The sequence below is a fragment of the Rhizobium sp. SVR5-9E genome (assembly GCF_056755095.1).
Genome location: NZ_JBNDHS010000092.1, coordinates 1 through 22422, shown reverse-complemented (window position 1 = coordinate 22422; position 22422 = coordinate 1). Strand labels below are relative to the sequence as shown.

Genomic DNA, 22422 nt, shown 5'->3' with positions numbered 1-22422 from the left:
TCTTCCGGTTGACGAAGGGACCTTTGAGCGGCCAGCGGCCGAGAAAGATGTTCTGGCCGACATCCATGTTCCCGCACAGTGCGAAATCCTGGTAGATCATCTCGATGCCGGCGTCGCGGCTTTCGTGCGGGCTCTTGAAATGCACGGGCGTTCCGGCCACCAGGATCTCCCCGGCGTCGCGCTGATAGGCGCCGGTCAATATCTTCATCAGCGTCGATTTGCCGGCCGAGTTGTCGCCGACCAGACCGAGAATCTCGCCGGGATAGAGCACGAGATCGACCTTGCGGAGCGCCTGCACCGCCCCGAAGGATTTCTCGATCCCTCGCATTTCGACGATCGGCTGGGATGGCGTCGCATCAGCCATAGGAACTCTCCCGTATTCGAGCGCGTCCGGGCAGCCTGGCGCTGAGACGTGCGAAAATCTTGGCTTCGCGCACCCAGATGTCGATCAGCACCGCGACGATCAGGATAACGCCGATGAAGACGTTGATCCAATGCTGCGGCATGGTGAATCCCTGGACGTTGAGCTGCAGCAGCGCGCGGATGAGGGTGATGACGGCTGCCCCTGCAAGGGAGCCGATCATCGTGCCGTAACCGCCGAAGATCGAACCGCCGCCAATGATGACGGAGGCAATGGCGTCAAGCTCGCGGAACTGGCCGGCGACCGGATTGAAACTGCGGAAATAAGCCACGTTGATGATCCCGGCCATGCTTGCGCAGAGCGCCGCGAGCATCAGCGCAATGAAGCGCACCCGGTTGGTATTGATGCCGGCATAGGCAGCAGCACGAATGTTGCCCCCCGTGGCACAGACTTTCATCCCGAACGGCGTAAAGGCGAGCACGATGCCCGCAAGCAGGGCGACAAGAAACATCCAGATCGTCTGGACGCTGACGACCTCGGCCACGCTACGCAGGATTCCGGGGGGCAGCGAAAAGCCAAAATGGACGAGTACGTCGTTCAACTTCCGGCCGAGGAGGTTATAACCCTCCGGCCAGCCGGTCAGTTGCTGACCGGCCACGAACCAGGCGGCAAGGCCTCGGGCGATGTAGAACATGCCGAGAGTTGCGATGAAGGCCGGCAGCTTGAAACCAACTGTAACGACAGCATTGACCAGCCCGGCAATCATTCCCGCGAGCAGGCCCATCGCGATCGCTGTGAGCGGGTCGGCGCCGAGCACCTTCAGGAAATAGGCGGCGGTGCTTCCGGCCAGCGCGAGCACGGAACCGACAGAAAGATCGATGTCCCCGGCCGCGATCACATAGGTGAGCCCGACCGCAATCAGGGCCAGTTCGGTATAATTCAGCAGGATCGCGAAGGTGTTGGAGAGGTTCCACCAGTAGTCCGGCCTTAGTGCAAGGCCTGTCAGCCACAGCACCATGGTCAAGATAATGGCGAGTGCGTCTCGGCGCGCAAGGAATTTGCCAAGGCCGGTGGCCGACAGCGCCGCGTCGGTCGCCATCGCTCCCTTGGTCTGAACGCCTTCGAGCGCCACGCCGCCCATCTCATAGGCCGGCGGCGGCGGCCGGCCCCGGAGCCAAGCCCAGAACCGGCCCGCGAACTGGCGCCGAATGACGTGGGGCTCGATGAGGACGGCGATAACCAGAAGCAGGCCGAGAAAGATCAGCACTGCGCCTGCCGGCAGTGTGTACCTGGCATTGACTGTGACATTCTCCCCGTCGATGACAATGACGCGGGTGATTGGCCAACCTTCACGGAGCACCTTGTCGATCAGGACGACGACCGCAGCTCCAAGACAGGAACCGATCACACGGCCGCGCCCGCCAAGGATCGACGCGCCGCCGATGACGACGGAGGCGATTACGGTGAGTTCCCAGCTGACGCCGTAGAGTGGGGTCACCCCCTTGTCCTGCGCCGCCGACAGAAGCGCTGCCAGTGTCGCACAAAGCGACGAGATCAGGTAGGCGCGGGTGCGCACCCAGCCGGTGGGGATGCCTGCATAGATGGCTGCCTGCTCGTTGCCGCCGGTCGCGAAGGTCTCGTACCCCCAGCGGGTCTTGGCAAGCACGTAGGCACCGACAACTGCGACAAGCAAGAAGATTACGATCTGGTTGTTGAAACCGAGCGCATTCGTTTCGCCCAAGTGGAAGAAGAGCGGCGCCTCCTTCGCCTTTTCGGAGTAGTAGATCGCCTGCCCGTGCGTCAGCGCGAGCACGAAACCGCGACCGATGAAAAGCATCGTCAGCGTCGCGATGAATGCCGGCACTTTCAGGACGGTCACCAGGACGCCGTTGATCAGGCCGATCGCCGCGCCCAAAAGCAAGCACAGGACGACCGAGGTCACGATGTCGAAGTCCAGAAAACTCGAAGCAAAAAGCCGAGCGAAAACCACGGCGACCAGGCCGTAGGTGGAACCGACTGAAAGATCGAGATCTTTGTTGGCGATGACGAAGGTCATTCCAACGGCGATGATCCCCACGCGCGACGTGTCCCGGAGCAGCGCGTGCAGCGCCTCCGTTGACCCGAAGAAGGCTGGATTGACGAGAGCTCCGACGAGATAGAGCAGAGCGAGAAAGACGAGAAGACCGCCCTCCCAGCCGCCAAAAAGCTGAGGCGGCGCACGGCCGAGCGAAGTCGTCGTGGTGAGCGGCATAAGTTTCTCCGGTCGATCCCTGTATCGGAGGGCAGGAGGTCTGCGTCCTCCTGCCCTTATTCAGAGTTTCAAGCGCAATCAGTTCTCGAAGCGCTTGCCGACGTTTGCGACCGTCTCCTTCGTTACGAGCTGAGCGCGCGTATCGAGATTGGCGGCGGAGATGCCGCGATCGATCTGCAGATAAAGCTGCATGACCGGCCAGAAGCCCTGCAGGAAAGGCTGCTGTCCGAGCGAACCGGTCAGGTTCCCGGCGGCGATGCCTTCTTGCTGAGCCGGGCCGAGATCGAAGCCGAAGGCGCAGATCTTGCCAGTCATTCCGGCCTGTGCGACCGCTTTGACGAGCGGCGGCGTAAAGACGTTGTTGGCGGTGAAGACGCCAACCACATCACCGCGCGACTCGAAGAGCGTAACAAGCCCATTCACTGGGTCGTTCGGATTCGTATCGATGCCGACATTCTCCGGGCCGGCGTCAACCTTGAAGGCGTCGAGCTTGCCCGCATCCTTCAGCGTCTTGACGATCGCATTGAAAGCGGAAGTCACGCGGTTATTCACCTCGATGTTGCCCATCGCTGTTGAGGACGGCAGCACGATCGAGCCGCTGGTCTTGCCGCTGTCGAGCACGCATTTGGCGAGCGCTTCGCCGCCGATTGCCGCGGCCGATGCGTCCTGGCCGGTATGGCTGATGGCGCTGCGGTTCAGGAGGGTCGCGTCGAACGAGTTGGTCGTTGCGACCGGAATGCCCTTGGCCTCTGCGGCCTTGACGATATCGTTGTAGGCGCCGACCTGCGGCGTCGTCATGATAATGCCGTCGATCGTCGGGTCCTGAACAATCTGGTTCAGGATTTCGATTTCACGCGCAGGATCGTCCACCGGCGACTCCGAGCCAAGCAGCAGTATCTTGGCGCCGATCATGTTGCCGGCAACGGTCGCGCCGACATAGACAGGGTCAAAGAAGCCGTTGCCTGCCGTATGCGTCACGATCGCAAAGGTCAAATGACCGTCGGCCGAATGGAAATCCTTCGTGCCGGGAGCCTCCTTGGCGGCTTCAGTGAAGTTGTAGCCGCCCACTGCTTTCTCGACGCTGCCCGATTGCGCGAATGCGTGAGACACCCCAAGCAATAACGCCGCGGCGGATGCCACGAACACCAAAATTCGCCTCATGATTGGTCCTCCCTAACCAATACGGAAGACATCCGAGCGTACTTACCGAATTGTTCGAATGCTCCCTCATGCCCTATTTTCTAATTTTCTAATATGCCGTGAAAATCCGTTGGACGTAAGTGCCGAATTGGTCGTAGTGGCGAATTATCATACAGTATTGGAGAGAAACCCATTCGCAGCCCGGATAGCCGCCAAATTACTGACAAAGTCCGGCCGGCCGTCTATGAATCACCCATGCAAAATGGATTTCTAACAACTGGTCCTGACGACGCCGAGGTGACGATGCTGCTCGCACACGGTGCCGGCGCAGCGATGGATTCGACGTCGATGACAGCCGCGGCCGAGGCTCTCGCAACCGTCGGCTTTCGCGTCGCCAGATTCGAGTTCGACTATATGGCGGCACGGCGAACATCCGATGGCCGGAAACCGCCTCCCCGCGCCGACAGGCTCATTCCGGAATATCTTGCCGCCGTCGAGCAACTCGCCGCGCGCGGCCCACTTATCATCGGCGGCAAATCAATGGGCGGCCGTGTTGCCAGCATAGTTGCCGACAAACTCTTTCGCGAGGGCAAGATCGTAGGGCTCGTCTGCCTCGGCTATCCGTTCCACCCGCCGGACAAACCTGGCCAGCTCCGCACGAAGCATCTGGAGACACTAGAGACGCCGACCCTGATAGTGCAAGGAACGCGGGATGAGTTCGGCACAAGAGAAGAAGTGCCGGGCTACTCCCTGTCCAGCAAGATAGACCTGCTCTGGCTTGAAGACGGCGACCACGACCTGAGACCCCGAAAAAAGAGCTCGGGGTTCTCGTTTGCAGATCATCAGGCGAGCATGGCGCAAGCCGTCAGAGACTGGGCGTCCGCGAAGGCATCCAGATCGTCTCCAGGCCCGGTGACGCCGCCATAGACTCGCGCCCTTTACTGCCGTCAGTTGGCAGGTTGCTTCGTCTTCCTCAGATAGGGAAGGACGGTGTCGAAGGAGCCAAAGCGGGTAATCGCGTCCTCGTTCGAAACCGCCGCCGTGATGATGACGTCCTCGCCTTGCTGCCAGTTTGCCGGCGTCGCCACCTGATGCTTGGCCGTCAGCTGAATGGAATCGATGGCGCGCAGGATTTCACCAAAGTTGCGGCCCGTCGTCATCGGGTAGGTGAGGATGAGCTTGATCTTCTTGTCAGGGCCAACCACGAAGACGGAGCGCACGGTGGCATTGTCAGCCGGCGTGCGGCCTTCGGAGCTCTCGCCCGCGCCTGCCGGCAACATATCGTAGAGCTTCGCCACATTGAGATCCTTGTCGCCGATCAGCGGATATTCGACGTCGAAGCCGGTTGCCGTCTTGATGTCGCCCTTCCACTTGCTGTGGCTTTCGACCGGATCGACCGATATGCCGATGATCTTGACGCCGCGCTTGCGGAATTCGCCTTCAAGGCCCGCCATCGCGCCGAGTTCCGTCGTGCACACCGGCGTGAAGTTCTTCGGATGGGAGAAAAGCACGGCCCAGCCGTCGCCGATCCAGTCATGAAAACGGATCGGCCCGTGAGTGGTTTCGGCGGTAAAATCCGGGGCAATATCGTTGATGCGAAGGCTCATAGGGTCGTTCCTCTATCCTTGGGTTACGGTATGAATTCCATCGCCGGTAGCAATACACGCTCCTCGCGGCCATCAGCAAGCCGGAAGCGCGTTGACTAGATATCGGCCGCGTCTGCCGACGTGCGCGTCGCCATGATCTTGTCGATGCGCATGCCGTCCATGTCGATGACTTCGAACCGCCATCCGTCGAACTCGAAGGTTTCACCGGTCTCGGGAATGTGCTGGAGCTGGTGAAGGGCAAAGCCCGCGAGCGTGTGGAAATCGGCGTCCGGCTTTTCGCGCAAACCCAGTCTTTCGAAAGCGTCAAAGGCTGGCATCATCGCATCGACCAGCAGCGAGCCGTCTTCGCGGACAATGATGGTCGGCTCCTCGTCGGATCCCGGGAGATCTCCGGCAATCGTTTCGAGCAGATCGGTCTGCGTGACAATACCCTCAAGGCTACCATATTCATCGATGACGATGGCAAGATGGACCGGCGAGGCCTTGAAGCTATCGAGGACGCGCACCACCGAGGTCCCCTCATGGAGCACCAGCGGCTGCTTGATCGCATCCAGAGGCCTGATCTTTCCGCCATCCAGAACCTGATCGAGCAGGTCCTTCTTTAGAACCATGCCAATCGGTTCGTCGATCGAGCCGCGGGCGACGAGAAGCTGCTCGTGCCTGCATTCCCGGATCGTTTTCAGGATTTCAGCCTCGCTGTCATCGGCATCGAACCAGTCGACATCGAGGCGTGGCGTCATGATGTCGGAGATCGGTCTCTCGCCGATATTGAGCACCCGTTCGACGAGCTGCTGCTGCACCGGATTGAGAAGGCCCGCTTCCTGGCTCTCGGCCACCAGCAGCTTCAGTTCCTGTGGAGAATGAAAGGAGGATTCGCCTGCTCCCGCACGAAGTCCGACGGCTCGGAGCACGAGGTTGCCCAAGCCGTTGAGAACGAAGATTGCCGGTTTGAACAGGGTGAGGAAGCAATCGAGTGGCCGGACGACGGCGAGCGCCGTTCCTTCGCTTCGCTGTAGCGCCAGGCTCTTCGGCGCCAGCTCCCCGAGCACGATATGAAGCGCCGTTATGATGATGAATGCTATGACGACGGCGATGGCGTGCGAGCCCCTCACGGCCCATTCGCCCGGCAGCCACGCCAGCAGTGGCTGGATCAGATGCGCCAGCGCCGGTTCACCGACCCAGCCGAGAGCAAGCGAGGAGATCGTGATGCCGAGCTGCGTCGCCGCGAGATTTGCGTCGAGACTGTCTACCGCCCGCTGAAGCGCCGAAGCGTTCATCCGTCCCGCAGCGGCAAGTTCGGCGACCCGGCTGCGCCTGACGGAAACCAGTGCAAATTCGGCAGCCACGAAGAAGCCATTCGCGCCGACCAGAAGAAACACGGCAAGAACTCCGGCATAATCCAGAATACTGCCATCTTGGCCCGTCATGTCTTGATCGTCCCTAACTGTGGAATGAAACGATATCGTAGCACGCGGAAGCAGAAGCGGCACACAGGACAGCAGCTGATTTATGATTTTGGAGATGCGAGAGGCTGCGACGCATCTTCAAAAACAATCGACATCGTCGCTGGAGTTGAACTACTGGGGCGACCTCTTCGCCACGTGAAATGCTCGAAACATTCGCATCCGCACATTTTTTGTGCATTATCTATTATTGCTTAATTTTGTGGCTATTCACCTTGCCTGTTGTGCTGCAGTGCGGTTAAAATGACGCATGAGCCGTTGCGACCTGACAGTGCTTGTCATCGATGAAAATACGATCCGCGCCTCAATCATCGAAGAGGGGCTGCGGGAGGCTGGTCATACGCGTGTAGCGGTGGTCCATGAGGTACACGGCGTCGCGCGCATCATCGAAACGCTGAAGCCTGATGTCATCATCATCGATATCGAGAACCCCAATCGCGACATGATGGAACATCTTTTCCAGCTCACACGGACGGTCAGCCGGCCGATCGCGATGTTCGTCGATCGATCGGATAGCGCGTCGATCGAGGCGGCGGTCGAAGCCGGGGTCTCCGCCTATATCGTCGACGGGTTGAAAAAGGAGCGAGTGAAACCGATCCTCGATATGGCCGTCAGCCGGTTCAATGCATTCAGCCGCCTGCAGCGGGAGCTTGCCGACGCGAAGTCGGCACTTGAGGAACGCAAGATCATCGAACGGGCCAAGGGTATCCTCATGAGGATGCGTGGCCTTTCGGAGGAAGAGGCGTTCGCCCTGTTGCGCCAGACGGCGATGAACGAGAAGAAGAAGATGTCCGAGATCGCGCAAAGCGTCGTGACGGCGGCCGGGTTGTTGATGTGAACCGGCGCGAACGCCATTCGATTGTTCGGAGGACTGCGGAGTGAATGCGGTGACGAGAATGGAAATACAGCAAGGCCGTTTGTCTGCGCCTTTACGGCTCCACAGCGAAGGGCCTCGCGTTCTGCGCGCCGGCTTCATTCCGCTTGTCGACGCCTCGGTGCTGATTGCCGCCGCAGAATTCGGATTTGCCGAGAAGGAGGGCCTGACCCTCGATCTGGTCAAGGACGTTTCCTGGGCGAATGTTCGCGATCGGCTGGCATTTCGCCAGTTCGACCTCGCCCACATGCTCTCGCCGATGCCGGTTGCGGCAGTGCTCGGATTGGGGTCGAACCCCTCCCCGACGATTGCACCCTTTTCTTTGGGACGCGGCGGCAATGCGATCACGCTCTCGACCCGGCTCTTCGAACGCATGCGCCAAGTGGCGGGCATTTCGGAAACGGCAAGCGCGATCGAGAATGCCAAGGCGCTGGCCAAAGTGCTAGCCGATATGCGGGTCCGCGGCGAAACCACGCCGACACTTGGCATGACCTATCCGTTTTCCTCGCACAACTACGAGTTCCGCTACTGGTTGGCTGCCGGCGGGATCGATCCGGACAGGGATGTGAAGCTGGTCGTTGTTCCGCCTCCCCTCACCTCCGACGCCCTGGCGGTCGGGGCGATCGACGGCTTCTGCGTCGGCGCGCCGTGGAACATGGTGGCTTCCGAACGCGGCGTCGGCCGGATCGTCGCCGCAAAGCAGGATATCTGGCCCTCGGCGCCCGAGAAGGTGGTCGGCATGCGGCCCGATTGGGCCGAAAGCCATCCGGAAACGGTCTCCCGGCTGATCGTGGCGCTGGACGCTGCGGCGCGCTGGTGCGATCGCGCCGAAAACCACGATGCCCTGGCCGAAGCATTGGCGGATCAGCGTTATATTTCCGCTCCTGTCGATATTGTAAGGTACGTGCTCGCAGGCGAGTTCAGCCTGGATGCCACGGGCAGCCGCCGCGTCATCGACAACTACTTCATGTTCCATGGTGATTATGCGAATTACCCACGGCCGAGCCAGGCATTGTGGATCTACAGCCAGATGGTCCGCTGGGGCCAGGCCGAGATCAGCCTGAACAGCGCACGATCGGCGGCCTCTGCCTATCGTCCCGATCTCTACAGGGCAGCACTCGGCGAGAACTGCACGCCGCCAGACGCCGATATCCGGGTCGAAGGCGATAGCGATGGCGACCGCTTTATGGACGGGCGGATCTTCGATCCAGCGCAATTCGTGGAATACGTCGACGGGTTCGCCGTCAAGAGCGCCCAACGCTTTACCCCGGGCGCGGACGAAGTCTGACTTTTTGCTGCTCTGCACAAAAGGCTGGCAGCGGCTCGCGCACCACGTACTGCATTCGCACAAAAGATACGCAGCACACTCTCCCGCCCGAAAATTGCGCATCGGCGTTCAAACTATCGGTTCTCCAGTAATTTCAATGACCTACAAAATCCGAAATAAACTGGCACGCAGCTTGCAGGACTAATTTTGCCCGGATCAACGGCGATCTAGGCGGATGAGCGCGCAATAGGCGCTCGCAAAGACATCGACGTCGCAAGGTTGTTGCAGTCTGGGAACCCTTCCTTCCCGTGGACGCAATCTCCGAGCGGCGTTTTTTGTTTCAACGTTCAACAATGGATCGGCACGACCTCGTCGGGCCCCGGAGAAGCCATGTCTGTTATCAGGAACACACAGTCCATGTCCGCCGGCGAACCAGCCAAAGCATTGTGGATGTCCACGATTGCCTTCACCCTCTGTTTTGCCGTCTGGACGATCTTCGCGATCATCGGCATCCGCATCAAACAGGAGCTTGGCCTGAACGAGGCCGAGTTCGGATTGCTGGTCGGCACGCCTGTTCTGACCGGTTCGCTCGTCCGCATCGTCCTTGGCATCTGGACCGGCCGTTATGGCGGCCGCCTCGTCTACACGCTCACCATGCTGGCCGCCGCCGTGGCGACCTTCCTGCTCTCCTATGCCCACACCTATACCCAAATGCTGGTCGCCGGCCTCGGTGTCGGCCTTGCCGGTGGCTCCTTCGCGGTCGGCGTCGCCTATGTATCGCCCTTCTTTCCGGCGGAAAAACAGGGAACGGCGCTTGGCATCTTCGGCGCCGGCAATGTCGGCGCCGCGGTGACCAAGTTCGCAGCCCCCTTCGTGCTGATTGCGTGGGGCTGGCAAGCCGTTGCCCAGATCTGGGCCGTCGGCCTAGCGCTGATGGCAATCGTCTTCTGGTTCACCACGACGGATGATCCGGCCTTCCGCCTCCGCCGCGAAGGCAAGCTCGCCTCCAAGAGCCTGGCGCAGGAATTCGCACCGCTGAAGAACGTCCAGGTCTGGCGCTTCTCGCTCTATTACTTCTTCGCCTTCGGTGGCTTCGTTGCCCTGTCGCTGTGGCTGCCCCGCTATCTGGTCGGTGTCTACGGCTTCAATCTCGAAGTCGCCGGCATGGTCGCTGCCGCCTATTCCATCCCCGGCAGCATCTTCCGCGCCTTCGGCGGCGTCGTCTCCGACAAGAAGGGCGCACGCAGCGTGATGTATGTGATGTTCGCGGTCGCGGCTGTCGCGACGCTCATCCTGTCGCTCCCGGCTGCCGGAACGGGCGCAGCGCTCGGCATCACGCCTGTCGTCTTCATCGTTATCATCTTCGCCCTCGGCTTCGTGATGAGCCTCGGCAAGGCGGCTGTCTATAAGCATATCCCCGCCTACTACCCCGAAAGCGTTGGCGCGGTCGGCGGTATCGTCGGCATGATGGGCGGCCTCGGCGGCTTCATCCTGCCGATCGCCTTCGGCCTGCTCAAGGACATGACCGGCCTCTGGTCGAGCTGCTTCATGCTGCTCTTTGCGGTCGTCGTCATCTCGCTCGTCTGGATGCACCTGTCGGTCCGACAACTCGACCGCCGGGGCCTCTCCGCACAAGCCGTCGCTGCCACCTGATCTGAGGACTTTGAAACTATGACTGAGAAGCTTGTCATCATCGGCAACGGCATGGCGCCCGGGCGCATGCTCGAGCACCTCTTTGAAAAGGCCCCGGACCAATACCAGGTCACGATCTTCAACGCCGAGCCGCGCGTCAACTACGACCGCATCATGCTCTCGCCGGTTCTATCCGGCGAGAAGGACTACGAGGAAATCATCATCCATGGTGATGGATGGTACATCAAGCACGGCATCACCCTCTACAAGGGTCACAAGATCATCAAGATCGATCGTGCCGCCAAGACGGTCACGTCAGATCACGGCGTCACCGAAAGCTACGACAAGCTGGTGATCGCCACCGGCTCCGTGCCTTTCATCATCCCCGTGCCCGGAAAGGATCTGCCCGGCGTCATCACCTACCGCGACCTCGACGACGTGCAGGCGATGCTGCTTGCCGCCCAGTCGCGCGAGAAGGCGATCGTCATCGGCGGTGGTCTGCTCGGCCTCGAGGCGGCGGCCGGCCTTGCGTCGCGCGGCATGGACGTGACTGTTCTGCACGTGATGCCGACACTGATGGAGCGTCAGCTCGATCCGGCTGCCGGTTACCTCCTGCAGAAGGCCGTGGAGGAGCGCGGCATCAAGGTCATCTGCAAGGCCAACACCAAGGCGATCATCGGCAATGGCAAGGTCGAGGGTGTTGAGCTAGACGACGGCCGTGTCATTCCTGCAACCCTCGTCGTGATGGCCGTCGGCATCCGTCCGAATGCCGGCATTGCCAAGGACGCCGGCATTGCTGTCAACCGCGGCATCGTCGTCGATGACGGCATGCAGACCTCGGACGGCAGCATCATGGCGCTCGGCGAGTGCGCCGAAGTCGGCGGCGTGGTCTACGGCCTGGTCGCGCCGCTCTACGAGATGGCCCGCGTCGCCGCCTCGCATCTGTCGGGCGACCGCTCCGCTGCCTTCGTGCATTCGGACACGCCGACCAAGCTCAAGGTCACCGGCATCGAACTCTTTTCGCTCGGCGACTTCGCCGATGGCGACGATCGCGAGGAAATCGTGCTGCGCGACGCTTCCGCCGGCGTCTACAAGCGCCTTGTGCTGAAGAACAACAAGATCATCGGCACCGTCCTTTACGGCGAAACCGCCGACGGTGCCTGGTTCAATGATCTGAAAAGGAAACAGACCGACATCAAGGAGATGCGCGAAACGCTGATCTTCGGTCAGGCCTATCAGGGAGGGTCGCCGCTGGACCCTATGGCGGCCGTTGCAGCCTTGCCGGATGACGCGGAAATCTGTGGCTGCAACGGCGTCTGCAAGGGCAAGATCACTTCGACCATCACCAGCAAGGGCCTGACGTCGCTGGACGACGTGCGCGCCCACACCAAGGCGTCCGCGTCCTGCGGCTCCTGCACCGGCCTCGTTGAAAAGCTGATGACGCTGACGCTTGGCGACAGCTACAACCCGGCCGCCGTCCAGCCGATGTGCACCTGCACCGAACTCGGCCACGACGATGTTCGCCGCCTGATCAAGGCCAAGGGCCTGAAGAGCATCCCTGCCGTCATGCAGGAACTCGAATGGAAGACCTCCTGCGGCTGCGCCAAGTGTCGTCCGGCGCTCAACTACTACCTCGTGTGCGACTGGCCGGACGAATATGCCGACGATTACCAGTCGCGCTTCATCAACGAGCGCGTCCACGCCAACATCCAGAAGGACGGCACCTATTCCGTCGTTCCGCGCATGTGGGGCGGTGTCACGAATTCAAACGAACTGCGCGCCATCGCTGATGTCGTCGACAAGTTCGAAATCCCGATGGTCAAGGTGACGGGCGGCCAGCGCATCGACCTGCTTGGCATCGAGAAGGAAGACCTACCGGCAGTCTGGGCCGATCTCGGCAAGGCGGGCTTCGTCTCCGGACAGGCCTATGCCAAGGGGCTGCGCACGGTGAAGACCTGCGTCGGTTCCGACTGGTGCCGTTTCGGCACGCAGGATTCCACCGGTCTCGGCATCCGCATCGAGAAGTTCATGTGGGGCTCCTGGACGCCAGCGAAACTGAAGATGGCTGTCTCAGGCTGCCCGCGCAATTGCGCCGAAGCGACCTGCAAGGACATCGGCGTCATCTGCGTAGACTCAGGCTTCGAGATCCATTTCGCCGGTGCTGCCGGTCTCGACATCAAGGGCACCGAGGTTCTCGGGCTGGTGAAGACAGAGGACGATGCGCTGGAGCATATCGTGGCGCTGACGCAGATGTACCGCGAGCAGGCCCGCTATCTCGAGCGCATCTACAAATGGGCGAAGCGCGTCGGCCTCGACGAAATCCGTCGCCAGATCATGGACGACGCCGACAAGCGCAAGGCCTACTACGAGCGCTTCGTCTTCTCCCAGAAATTCGCGCAGGTCGATCCCTGGTCAGAGCGCGTCTCCGGCAAGGATAAGCATGAGTTCAAGCCGATGGCGACGATCGGCTACCCGCAGGCCGCTGAGTAAGGAGATGGACATGAACTGGATTTCAATCGGCGACATCTCCGAAATTCCGCTCAGGGGCGCGCGCTGCGTGAAAACACCGCAGGCCAAGATCGCCGTCTTCCGCACCGCCGAAAACGAGGTCTTCGCCATCGAGGATCACTGCCCACACAAGGGCGGGCCGCTTTCCCAGGGCATCGTCCATGCCAAGGCCGTCACCTGCCCGCTGCACAACTGGGTAATCTCGCTCGAGACCGGCAAGGCGCTCGGCGCCGATGAGGGCGACGTGCGGACCATACCGGTGCGCAACGAAAACGGCGCCCTCTACATCGCGCTTGAAAGCCTGATGATGGCGGCCGAATGATGGAAAAAGAGGTCAAGACAACCTGTCCTTATTGCGGTGTCGGCTGCGGCGTCATCGCCAAGGTCGCAGACGACGGCAAGGTTTCCGTCAAGGGCGACCCGGACCACCCCTCGAATTTCGGCCGGCTGTGCTCGAAGGGCTCGGCGCTCGGAGAAACCGTCGATCTCGACGGACGCGTGCTCTACCCCGAAATTTCCGGGGAGCGGACAGAATGGGGACAGGCGCTTGACCTCGTCGCGCAACGATTTTCGGATGCCATCACTGAGCATGGACCCGATTCCGTTGCCTTCTACATCTCCGGTCAGTTGCTGACGGAGGACTACTATGTTGCCAACAAGCTGATGAAAGGCTTCATCGGCTCCGCCAACATCGACACCAATTCGCGGCTCTGCATGTCGTCTTCCGTCGCGGGTCACCGCCGCGCCTTCGGATCGGACACCGTGCCGGGCACCTATGAGGATATCGAGCTTGCCGATCTGGTGATCCTCACCGGCTCGAACCTCGCCTGGTGCCACCCGGTCATCTATCAACGGCTGGCGGCTGCCAAGGCGGCGCGCCCCGGCATGAAGGTCGTCGTCATCGATCCGCGGCGCACGATGACATCAGATATCGCCGACCTGCACCTGGCGATCCGCTCGGACAGCGATGTCGCGCTTTTCGTCGGCCTTTTCGAACACCTGATCGCAAACAACGCCATCGATCAGAACTATGTTTCCGAACATACCAACGGCTTTGCCGAAGCCTTTACCGCTGCGTCGGGCATCTCCTTCAACGAGGTGCTTGAGTTGACCGGCCTGCCGGCCATGCAGCTTCGCGAATTCTACCGTCTCTTTGCCACCACCGAGAAGGTGGTCACCTGCTACAGCCAAGGCGTCAACCAGTCCTCCTCGGGCACCGACAAGGTCAATGCCATCATCAACTGTCACCTTGCCACCGGTCGGATCGGCCGGCCGGGCATGGGGCCCTTCTCGCTGACGGGCCAACCGAATGCCATGGGGGGACGCGAGGTCGGCGGGCTTGCCAACATGCTGGCTGCCCACATGGCCATCGAAAGTGCCGAGGATCGCGACCGCGTCCAGCGTTTCTGGGGTGCGCCGACCATTGCCGAAAAGCCGGGCCTGAAGGCGGTCGACATGTTCAGGGCCGTCGCCGACGGGCGGATCAAGGCCCTTTGGATCATGGCGACGAACCCGGTCGTCTCGATGCCGGATGCCGACGCCGTCGAGGCCGCCATCAAGGCCTGTCCGTTCGTCGTCGTCTCCGACATCCTGAAGGATACCGATACCGCGCGTCATGCCCATGTCCTCCTGCCCTCGCTCGGCTGGGGCGAAAAGAGCGGCACGGTCACCAATTCCGAACGCCGTATCTCCCGCCAGCGCTCCTTCCTCGATGTACCCGGAGAAGCCCGCGCCGACTGGTGGCAGCTTGCTGAGGTGGCCAAACGGATGGGCTTTGCCCAAGCCTTCGACTTCGACTCCAATGCGGATATTTTCGACGAACACGCCGCCCTCTCCGCCTTCGAGAATAACGGCAGTCGCGACTTCGATATCGGCGCATACGCTGACATCGGACATGAAACCTACGACACCATGCCGCCCTTCCAATGGCCTGCCGCGCGCGAGGCAGCCCCCCTCTGGCCTGCCGGCCATCTCCCCCACAAGGGGGGAGATGGCGAGCGGCATGAGCATCGCTCCGAAGCAAGCCTCGCGGCTTATTCGACGGTCGATTTAGAAGAAGGGGCCGGCGCCCAGCCAATCTCCCCCCTTGTGGGGGAGATGGCCGGCAGGCCAGAGGGGGGTAATGACAAGCGCTTCTTTTCGAATGGCGGCTTCTACCATGCCGACGGCAAGGCACGCTTCATCGCCGTCGAACCGGTGGTCTCGGATCGCACCAACGCCGACTATCCCTTCACGCTGAACACCGGCCGCATCCGCGACCAATGGCACACGATGACGCGGACGGGAAAGAGCGCGCGGCTTTCATCCCATATCGCCGAGCCTTTCGCCGAAATCCATCCGCGCGACGCGATCGAGATCGGTGTCGGCAACGCCGGTCTCGTCGAGATCGAAAGCCCGCACGGCAGGGCCGTGGTTCGCGCCCTGATCACCGAGAGACAGGCCCGCGGCAGCATTTTCGTGCCTATGCACTGGAATGATCAGTTTGCCGCGAAGGCTCGCATCGACGCCGTCGTCGCGCCTTTGACCGACGCAATCTCGGGCCAGCCGGCGTCCAAGAATGTCGCGGTCGCGGCCCGACGCTTCAAGGCTGCGCGCTACGGCTTTGCCGTTTCCGAGACTAAGCCGGACCAACTCGACGCGGCCTATTGGGCTCTCGCAACGGCCGAAGGCGGCTGGCGCGTGGAACTCGCCTTCGACCAGCCGGTCGAGGACTGGTGCACGTGGTGCCGCACCACGTTCGGCATCCCCGACGACATCGAGCCACTCGGCTACGCCGACCAGCAATCGGGCGATCTGAGGCTCGCCTTTTTCGACGGCACGCGCCTGCTTGCAGCGCTGTTTACTGCACGCGAACCCGTCGCCGTCGCCCGCAACTGGGCGATCTCACAGCTCAGCGCCGAGCACACCAATCTGCGCAAGCGCTTCGCGCTGGTCGCCGGTCGCCCCGGCGCGGACAAGCCGGATCCGGGCGCCACCGTCTGCTCCTGCTTCGGCGTCGGCGTCAACCAGATCGTCGGTGCTGTCCGCAACGGCTGTCACAGCGTCGAAGCAATCGGCAAGGAACTCAACGCCGGAACCAACTGCGGTTCATGCCGCGCGGAAATAAGGGGCATCATCGATGGATGTCTTGCCGCCGCCGCGGAGTAACGATCGCCGCTTCAGGAAGCGGCTGACGAGCTACGATTCACGCCCCACCTAAAATGGCATGAGCGGCCTAACATAGGCCGCTCATCGTTTCTTCCTCACACAGCCGCGCCCTGAGTGCGGCTGTTCGGTTTGTCTTATTCCGCCGCCTGCAGAGCCGGCGCAGGAACTTCCACCTCCTCCGGCAGCTCTCCAGCCAGTGCCGCGGCAAGCTTTGTCTGGTCCAACTCGTTCTCCCAGCGGGCGACGACAATCGTGGCAACCGCGTTTCCAACGAAATTGGTCAGTGCGCGGCATTCCGACATGAAGCGGTCGACACCGAGGATGAGCGCCATGCCGGCAACGGGAACCGATGGAACGACGGAAAGCGTTGCGGCGAGCGTGATGAAACCTGCCCCCGTGATGCCTGCCGCACCCTTCGAGCTCAGCATCGCAACCAGCAGCAGCAGGATCTGCTCACCGAACGAAAGCGGCGTATCCGTCGCCTGGGCGATGAACAGGGCTGCCAGCGTCATGTAGATGTTGGTGCCGTCGAGATTGAAGGAATAGCCGGTGGGGATGACCAGGCCGACAACCGAGCGCTTGCAGCCGGCCCGTTCCATTTTGGCCATCAGGCCGGGGAGTGCAGCTTCCGACGAAGACGTGCCGAGGACCAGCAGCAGTTCTTCCTTGATGTAGCGGATCAGAGCCAGGATCGAGAAGCCGTTGTAACGGGCCACTGCGCCGAGCACGACAAGCACGAAGAGCAGCGAGGTCAGGTAGAACGTGCCGATCAGCATTGCGAGATTGGCAATCGAGCCGATGCCATACTTGCCGATCGTGAACGACATTGCACCAAAGGCGCCGATAGGGGCCGCCTTCATCAGGATACCCACGAGGCGGAAGATCGGCGCCGTCAGGGCCTGGAGGAAATCCACGACCGGACGGCCGCGATCGCCGACCAAGGCCAGCGACATGCCGAACAGGACCGAGAAAAACAGGACCTGCAGGATATCGCCCTCGGCAAAGGCGCCGACGATGGTGTCCGGAATGATATTCATCAGGAATCCGGTGACGCTCGCATCATGCGCCTTTTCGGCATAGGAGGTGACGGCCTTGGCATCCAGCGTCGCGGGATTGATGTGCATTCCTGCGCCCGGCTGGATGACATTGGAAACGACAAGGCCGACCGCCAGCGCCAGCGTCGAAAAGACGAGGAAGTAGATCATCGCCTTGCCCGCAACGCGACCGACCTTCTGCAGATCGGACATGCCCGCAATCCCGGTCGCGACCGTCAGGAAGATGACGGGTGCGATGATCATCTTCACGAGTTTGATGAAAGCATCGCCAAGCGGCTTCAGCGCCGTGCCGATTTCCGGATAGAAGTGTCCGAGCAGAATGCCGGCACAGATAGCGAAAACCACCTGCACATAGAGATGGCGGTAAAAGGGAACTTTGCCACGTGCTGGCGCGGCGGGGGCGGCTACATGCATAGTATCCTCCGTTGGCCCCAAACCGCGAGCGGCCTCCCGGGGCAAGTCAGGCAACTCAACAACCACATGGCTGATCACACAGCTGCTGCAATGTGTGTGCCAGTTTGCCAAGCCAACGCTACATGACTGTTTTCTTTATCTTTTTCAGAAAACGCCCCGAAAACACTGGTCCGCCTGCGCGTCTTTCCGCACAATTTGATTTGACGCTATGCGGAATTTCGCACATGGACTCTTCATGCTTCAGCGACCGACAATGTCAGGCTATGCAGTGCCGCAAGACATCATTCGCCGGGTGCGGCGTGCCTGGTTCCTGTTTTTTGCGGTGGCGATAGTCATGATTGCGGCGGCGCTTGCGGGTGCCGAATTCTATGGCCGTCGATCCGCCATCGAAGCACTCGAAAGCCAGGGCCGCACCGACGCCAATATCAAGGTCGCATTGCTGACAGCCGTGTTGGAGCGCCCCCGCGCCCTGCCGCTTCTCCTCGCGGAGGACCAGCAGGTTCTCGACGCGCTGTCGTCCAAAACCAGCGACGCAACGGAGATCCTGAACCGCAAGCTTGAGCGACTCGTCACCGGCACGCAGGCCGCGGTGCTCTATGTCGTTCGCCCGGACGGAATAGCCGCCTCGGCGAGCAATTGGCGCGAACCTCTGAGTTTCGTCGGCAATGACTACAACTTCCGTGACTATTTCCGTCGCGCTATGGAGCAGGGAACGGCGGAGCAATTTGCCCTCGGCAGCGTCAGCAAGCGTCCGGGTCTCTTCATCTCCCGCCGCGTCGGCAGCGCGGTTGCTCCCCTCGGTGTCGTCGTTGTCAAAATGGAGTTCGATCGGCTGGAAACCGACTGGCAGAGCGCAAGCCGGCCCGTCTACGTGACGGACAACCATGGGGTGGTTCTGATCACGAGTATTCCTTCCTGGCGCTTCATGACGTCCAGAGCGATACCGCAACAAGATCTGGCGTCCATTCGCAGTAGTCTTCAATTCGGCGATGCGCCTCTGGCACCACTCCCCATAAGGAACCCGGCTATTCTCAATCCCGGCGCCTCGATCGTTTCGGCCGTCCTGCCGGGCAGCGGAGAGGCCAGGTATCTGCGTCTTCTCGCCGCCGTTCCGACAACGCCATGGCAACTGGAGTATCTGGTGCCGATCGAAACCCCGGTTGCCTCCGCCGTGCAAACGGCGCGGCTGACCGCACTGGCATTTCTTCTGCCCGTCCTTGCGATCGCCGCGTTCCTGCTGAGACGGCGCCAGGTCTCCGTCATGCGGATTGCGAGCGAGCAGGCGATGCGGGAGGAGTTGGAACGTCGCGTGGTCGAGCGAACGGAGGATCTGAGCCGCGCCCGGGATCGCTTGCAGGCGGAAATCTCGGATCACCGGGATACCGAGGCCAAGCTGCAAGTCGTGCAGCAGGAGCTCGTGCAGGCAAACCGGCTTGCCATCCTCGGACAGGTGGCAGCCGGCGTCGCGCACGAGATCAACCAACCGGTTGCCACGATCCGTGCGTATGCCGACAATGCCCGCGTCTTCCTCGAGCGCAAGCAGACAGATCCGGTCGAGGAAAATCTCGGGGCGATCGCCGCCCTCACCGAGAGAATCGGAACAATCACCGAGGAACTGAAGGCATTTGCTCGCAAAGGAAGGGCCGCCCCTGAGCCGGTCGACCTGCGCGGCGTCATTGAAGGCGCCATTATCCTGCTGAGAAGCCGATTTTCCGGGCAGCTGAATGCGCTCGATGCCCAACTGCCACCGCCGGGGCTGTTCGTCATGGGCAATCGCATCCGGCTAGAGCAAATCCTGATCAATCTCCTGCAGAACGCGCTTGAGGCTCTCGATGACCGCAGCGACGCGAGGGTGGAGATCACCGTTACGGAGACGTCGGATGAGGCTGCAATCGCCATCTCCGACAACGGACCGGGCATTCCGCCAGCCATTCTGGATTCACTTTTCACGCCCTTCCATACCTCCAAGGAACAGGGGCTCGGCCTCGGCCTCGTCATTTCAAAGGACATCGTTGCGGACTACGGCGGCCGCATCGACGTCTCGAGCGGCGACCGGGGCACATGTTTCACCGTCTACCTTCTGAAGGCAAAGGCATGAGCGACGCGTCACCGATCTTTCTCATAGATGACGACAAGGACCTTCTTCGGGCGACGAAACAGACGTTGGAGCTTGCCGGTTTCAATGTTTCGGCCTTCCCGGTCGCAAGCGAAGCCCTCGCCGCACTGGATCCGGACTTCGCAGGCGCCATCGTTTCAGACATCCGCATGCCGCAGATCGACGGGCTGCAACTCTTCGATCGCGTGAGAAAACAGGATGCCGATCTGCCGGTCATCCTGATCACCGGCCATGGCGACATACCCATGGCCGTGAAGGCCATTCAGGACGGGGCCTACGATTTCATCACGAAACCCTTCGCCGCCGACAGGCTGGTCCAAGCCGTCAAACGCGCGGTGGAAAAGCGTCGCCTGGTTCTAGAGAACCGCGCCTTGCGCCGGGCCGCCGATCAGGCTCGCGATGATCTCCCGTTGATCGGCCAGACACCCACCATGGAGCGATTGCGTCGCACCCTAAGACAAATTGCCGATACGGACATCGACGTTTTGGTGACGGGCGAGACCGGCAGCGGCAAGGAAGTCGTCGCAAGCCTGCTGCATAGCTGGAGCCGCAGGGCTTCGGGCAACTTCGTCGCGCTCAACTGTGGAGCGCTGCCCGAGACCGTGATCGAAAGCGAACTTTTCGGCCATGAACCCGGCGCCTTCACTGGCGCGCAGAAGAAGCGCATTGGGCGGATCGAACACGCCAGCGGCGGTACGCTTTTTCTCGACGAAATCGAAAGCATGCCGCCATCGACTCAAGTGCAGATGCTGCGCGTCCTTGAGATGCGGGAAGTAACGCCGCTCGGCACCAACGAGGTTCGGCCTGTCGACCTGCGGGTCGTTGCTGCCGCCAAGGTGGATCTCAGCGATCCGGCGCAGCGCGGCGATTTCCGCGAGGACCTCTATTACCGGCTCAATGTCGTCACGATCTCCATACCGCCGCTCCGGGAACGCCGGGACGACATTCCGCTCCTCTTCGGCCATTTTGCCGAGCGTGCCGCGGCACGCTTCAAACGGGCGGTTCCGCCGGTTTCAGCGGCCGTTCACCGTCATCTGCAGGAACACAGCTGGCCAGGCAACGTCCGCGAACTTTCGCATTTCGCAGAACGCTTCGTCCTCGGTGTCGAGCAGGCTCCCGCAGGCACGCCGGCTTCGGCGCCGGAAGAAGGCGGAGCGCTGACCTTGCCCGAACGGCTGGAGCGTTACGAGGCCAAAATCATCCGCGAGGCGCTCGATGCCAATGACGGCGACGTTCGCCGTACGATCGCGGAGCTCGGCATCCCGCGCAAGACCTTCTACGACAAGCTGCAGCGCCACGGCATTGTCCGCAGTCAATTCGCAGCGTCCAAGGCAGAGCCGTTTTGAACTGAAAACGCCTGCGCAATCAAAGCTCGTCTTCGCGGAACCTCCTGCCCCGGTGGAATTCGCCGACATGCGTCCTAGATCAAGCCTGTCACAACCACGGGAGAGGTCTCATGTCCGAACTTATCGTCCTTGGCTTCGACGACCCCAATAAGGCCGATGCCATTCTCAACAAGCTGTCTCAGCTCGAGAAGGAGTACCTGATCGACCTGGAAGACGCTGTTGTCGCCGTGCGCGACAGCGGCGGAAAGGTGCGCCTCAAGCAGAGCATGAATCTGCCGGCAGCCGGCGCCGCCAGCGGAGGGCTTTCCGGCGCCGTGTGGGGAAGCCTCGTCGGCCTGCTTTTCCTCAATCCGCTCGCCGGTCTTGTCCTTGGCGGAGCGATCGGTGCTGGCTCGGGCGCACTGGCGGGATCGCTCACCGACTATGGCATCGATGACGGTCTCATAAAGAAGCTGGCGGACACGATCCCGAACAATAGCTCGGCGCTCTTCCTGCTCGTCCGGAAGGCCCAGCCGGACAAGGTTCTGGCAGATTTCGCAGGAGAAAACGCGCGTGTTCTGCGCTCGTCTCTCTCGCCGGATCAGGAACGAAGGCTTCAGGAGGCTCTGGCGGGATCGGCGGCGGCTGCGACGGCGGCAAGCGCGCCCTCCGCTGTTACCGGCCAGACGCCCAGCGCCGGCATCCCTGCGACGTGAGTCAAGATGAGGGGCGTAACTCCGCTTCGAGTGAAAGAGTCGCAGAAGTACCATCCGGGTGAATGAAAAAATCCTAATAAAGCATGACCTTGCATGCTGCTTTACAATGCAGGTTGGTAGCGCTACCATCGCTCGCGTGACGCCGGGGGGAGCCCGTCTGACGTCAACTGGATAGCGTATCGACATGCCTTGCCGGACCGGCAGCCGCTGCAGATTGGAGGATCTGCAGCGGAAAGTCGACGTATGCCGGCACCCATTCGATGCCCGTCCAAAAGTGGCAACAAATGGGAGGATTCGATGTACAGGACATTCATCGGCGGCATCCTCGCCGCTGCGGCGTTCACCCTTTCCCACTCCACGGTTCTCGCCGAGCCCGAAATCGTCAAAGGGCCTGCGGCTGACGCCGGCTGCTTCGTGCCGTGGGCGGCGGATACCAAGTTCTTCAAGTTTCCGAAGAAGGAAGGGCCGTATCGTATAGCGCTCGCAAACGGCTACATCGCCAATACCTGGCGCATTCAGATGATCCAGACCGCGAAAGCCTATGCC

15 protein-coding genes and 3 pseudogenes are annotated in these 22422 nt (G+C 61.3%); 12 read left to right on the top strand and 6 right to left on the bottom strand.

From position 1 onward, the window contains the following. From ACPYOJ_RS28140 to ACPYOJ_RS28130, 3 genes are all read right to left on the bottom strand, one after another. The coding region (locus tag ACPYOJ_RS28140; protein ID WP_481419179.1) for an ATP-binding cassette domain-containing protein at nt 1-364 on the bottom strand (364 nt) is incomplete at its 3' end. Then, nucleotides 357-2612, bottom strand: coding sequence for an ABC transporter permease (locus tag ACPYOJ_RS28135; RefSeq protein WP_481419178.1), 2256 nt, complete (start codon nt 2610-2612; stop codon nt 357-359). The genes ACPYOJ_RS28140 and ACPYOJ_RS28135, both read right to left, overlap by 8 nt. Before the next feature lie 78 nt (nt 2613-2690). Beyond that, nucleotides 2691-3773, bottom strand: coding sequence for a substrate-binding domain-containing protein (locus ACPYOJ_RS28130; RefSeq protein ID WP_481419177.1), 1083 nt, complete (start codon nt 3771-3773; stop codon nt 2691-2693). 234 nt (nt 3774-4007) lie between these two features. On the opposite strand from ACPYOJ_RS28130, the gene ACPYOJ_RS28125 reads away from it, so the two are divergent. Next, complete coding sequence (locus tag ACPYOJ_RS28125; RefSeq protein WP_481419176.1) at nt 4008-4679, top strand: alpha/beta hydrolase family protein; 672 nt, start codon at nt 4008-4010, stop codon at nt 4677-4679. Between the two features lie 20 nt (nt 4680-4699). Here the strand turns inward: ACPYOJ_RS28125 and ACPYOJ_RS28120 are convergent, their stop codons facing one another. Together ACPYOJ_RS28120 and ACPYOJ_RS28115 are read right to left on the bottom strand one after the other, a co-directional pair. Further along, nucleotides 4700-5359, bottom strand: a complete 660-nt coding sequence (locus tag ACPYOJ_RS28120; protein WP_481419175.1) for a peroxiredoxin — start codon at nt 5357-5359, stop codon at nt 4700-4702. A 95-nt stretch (nt 5360-5454) separates the two neighbouring features. Further along, complete coding sequence (locus ACPYOJ_RS28115; protein WP_481419174.1) at nt 5455-6786, bottom strand: hemolysin family protein; 1332 nt, start codon at nt 6784-6786, stop codon at nt 5455-5457. A gap of 286 nt (nt 6787-7072) precedes the next feature. Here ACPYOJ_RS28115 and ACPYOJ_RS28110 point away from each other — a divergent pair, with 286 nt between their 5' ends. The 7 genes and pseudogenes from ACPYOJ_RS28110 to ACPYOJ_RS28080 form a co-directional block, all read left to right on the top strand. Further along, complete coding sequence (locus tag ACPYOJ_RS28110; RefSeq protein WP_481419173.1) at nt 7073-7660, top strand: ANTAR domain-containing response regulator; 588 nt, start codon at nt 7073-7075, stop codon at nt 7658-7660. A gap of 58 nt (nt 7661-7718) precedes the next feature. Beyond that, complete coding sequence (locus tag ACPYOJ_RS28105; protein ID WP_481419172.1) at nt 7719-8984, top strand: CmpA/NrtA family ABC transporter substrate-binding protein; 1266 nt, start codon at nt 7719-7721, stop codon at nt 8982-8984. A gap of 369 nt (nt 8985-9353) precedes the next feature. Next, entirely contained in the window at nt 9354-10616 is a 1263-nt protein-coding gene (locus ACPYOJ_RS28100; RefSeq protein WP_481419171.1) for an MFS transporter, read from the top strand. Nucleotides 10617-10634: 18 nt separating this feature from the next. Continuing rightward, nucleotides 10635-13085, top strand: a complete 2451-nt coding sequence (gene nirB / locus ACPYOJ_RS28095) for a nitrite reductase large subunit NirB (RefSeq protein WP_481419170.1) — start codon at nt 10635-10637, stop codon at nt 13083-13085. A gap of 4 nt (nt 13086-13089) precedes the next feature. After that, nucleotides 13090-13425, top strand: a complete 336-nt coding sequence (gene nirD / locus ACPYOJ_RS28090; RefSeq protein ID WP_481419169.1) for a nitrite reductase small subunit NirD — start codon at nt 13090-13092, stop codon at nt 13423-13425. After that, a pseudogene (locus ACPYOJ_RS28085) lies at nt 13425-15041 on the top strand (molybdopterin-dependent oxidoreductase); the annotation flags it as partial. The gene nirD and the pseudogene ACPYOJ_RS28085, both read left to right, overlap by 1 nt. 123 nt (nt 15042-15164) lie before the next feature. Further along, nucleotides 15165-16250 (top strand): annotated as a pseudogene (locus tag ACPYOJ_RS28080) (molybdopterin dinucleotide binding domain-containing protein); the annotation flags it as partial. A 134-nt stretch (nt 16251-16384) separates the two neighbouring features. On the opposite strand, the gene ACPYOJ_RS28075 reads toward ACPYOJ_RS28080, so the two are convergent. Continuing rightward, complete coding sequence (locus ACPYOJ_RS28075; RefSeq protein ID WP_481419168.1) at nt 16385-17719, bottom strand: dicarboxylate/amino acid:cation symporter; 1335 nt, start codon at nt 17717-17719, stop codon at nt 16385-16387. Nucleotides 17720-17954: 235 nt separating this feature from the next. Here ACPYOJ_RS28075 and ACPYOJ_RS28070 point away from each other — a divergent pair, with 235 nt between their 5' ends. The 4 genes and pseudogenes from ACPYOJ_RS28070 to ACPYOJ_RS28055 form a co-directional block, all read left to right on the top strand. Then, nucleotides 17955-19817, top strand: a complete 1863-nt coding sequence (locus ACPYOJ_RS28070; protein WP_481419167.1) for a sensor histidine kinase — start codon at nt 17955-17957, stop codon at nt 19815-19817. Further along, nucleotides 19814-21181, top strand: a complete 1368-nt coding sequence (locus ACPYOJ_RS28065) for a sigma-54-dependent transcriptional regulator (protein WP_481419166.1) — start codon at nt 19814-19816, stop codon at nt 21179-21181. Before ACPYOJ_RS28070 ends, ACPYOJ_RS28065 begins: the two co-directional genes overlap by 4 nt. 110 nt (nt 21182-21291) lie before the next feature. Then, complete coding sequence (locus ACPYOJ_RS28060; protein ID WP_168829771.1) at nt 21292-21876, top strand: DUF1269 domain-containing protein; 585 nt, start codon at nt 21292-21294, stop codon at nt 21874-21876. Between the two features lie 297 nt (nt 21877-22173). Then, nucleotides 22174-22422, top strand: a pseudogene (locus tag ACPYOJ_RS28055) (ribose ABC transporter substrate-binding protein); the annotation flags it as partial.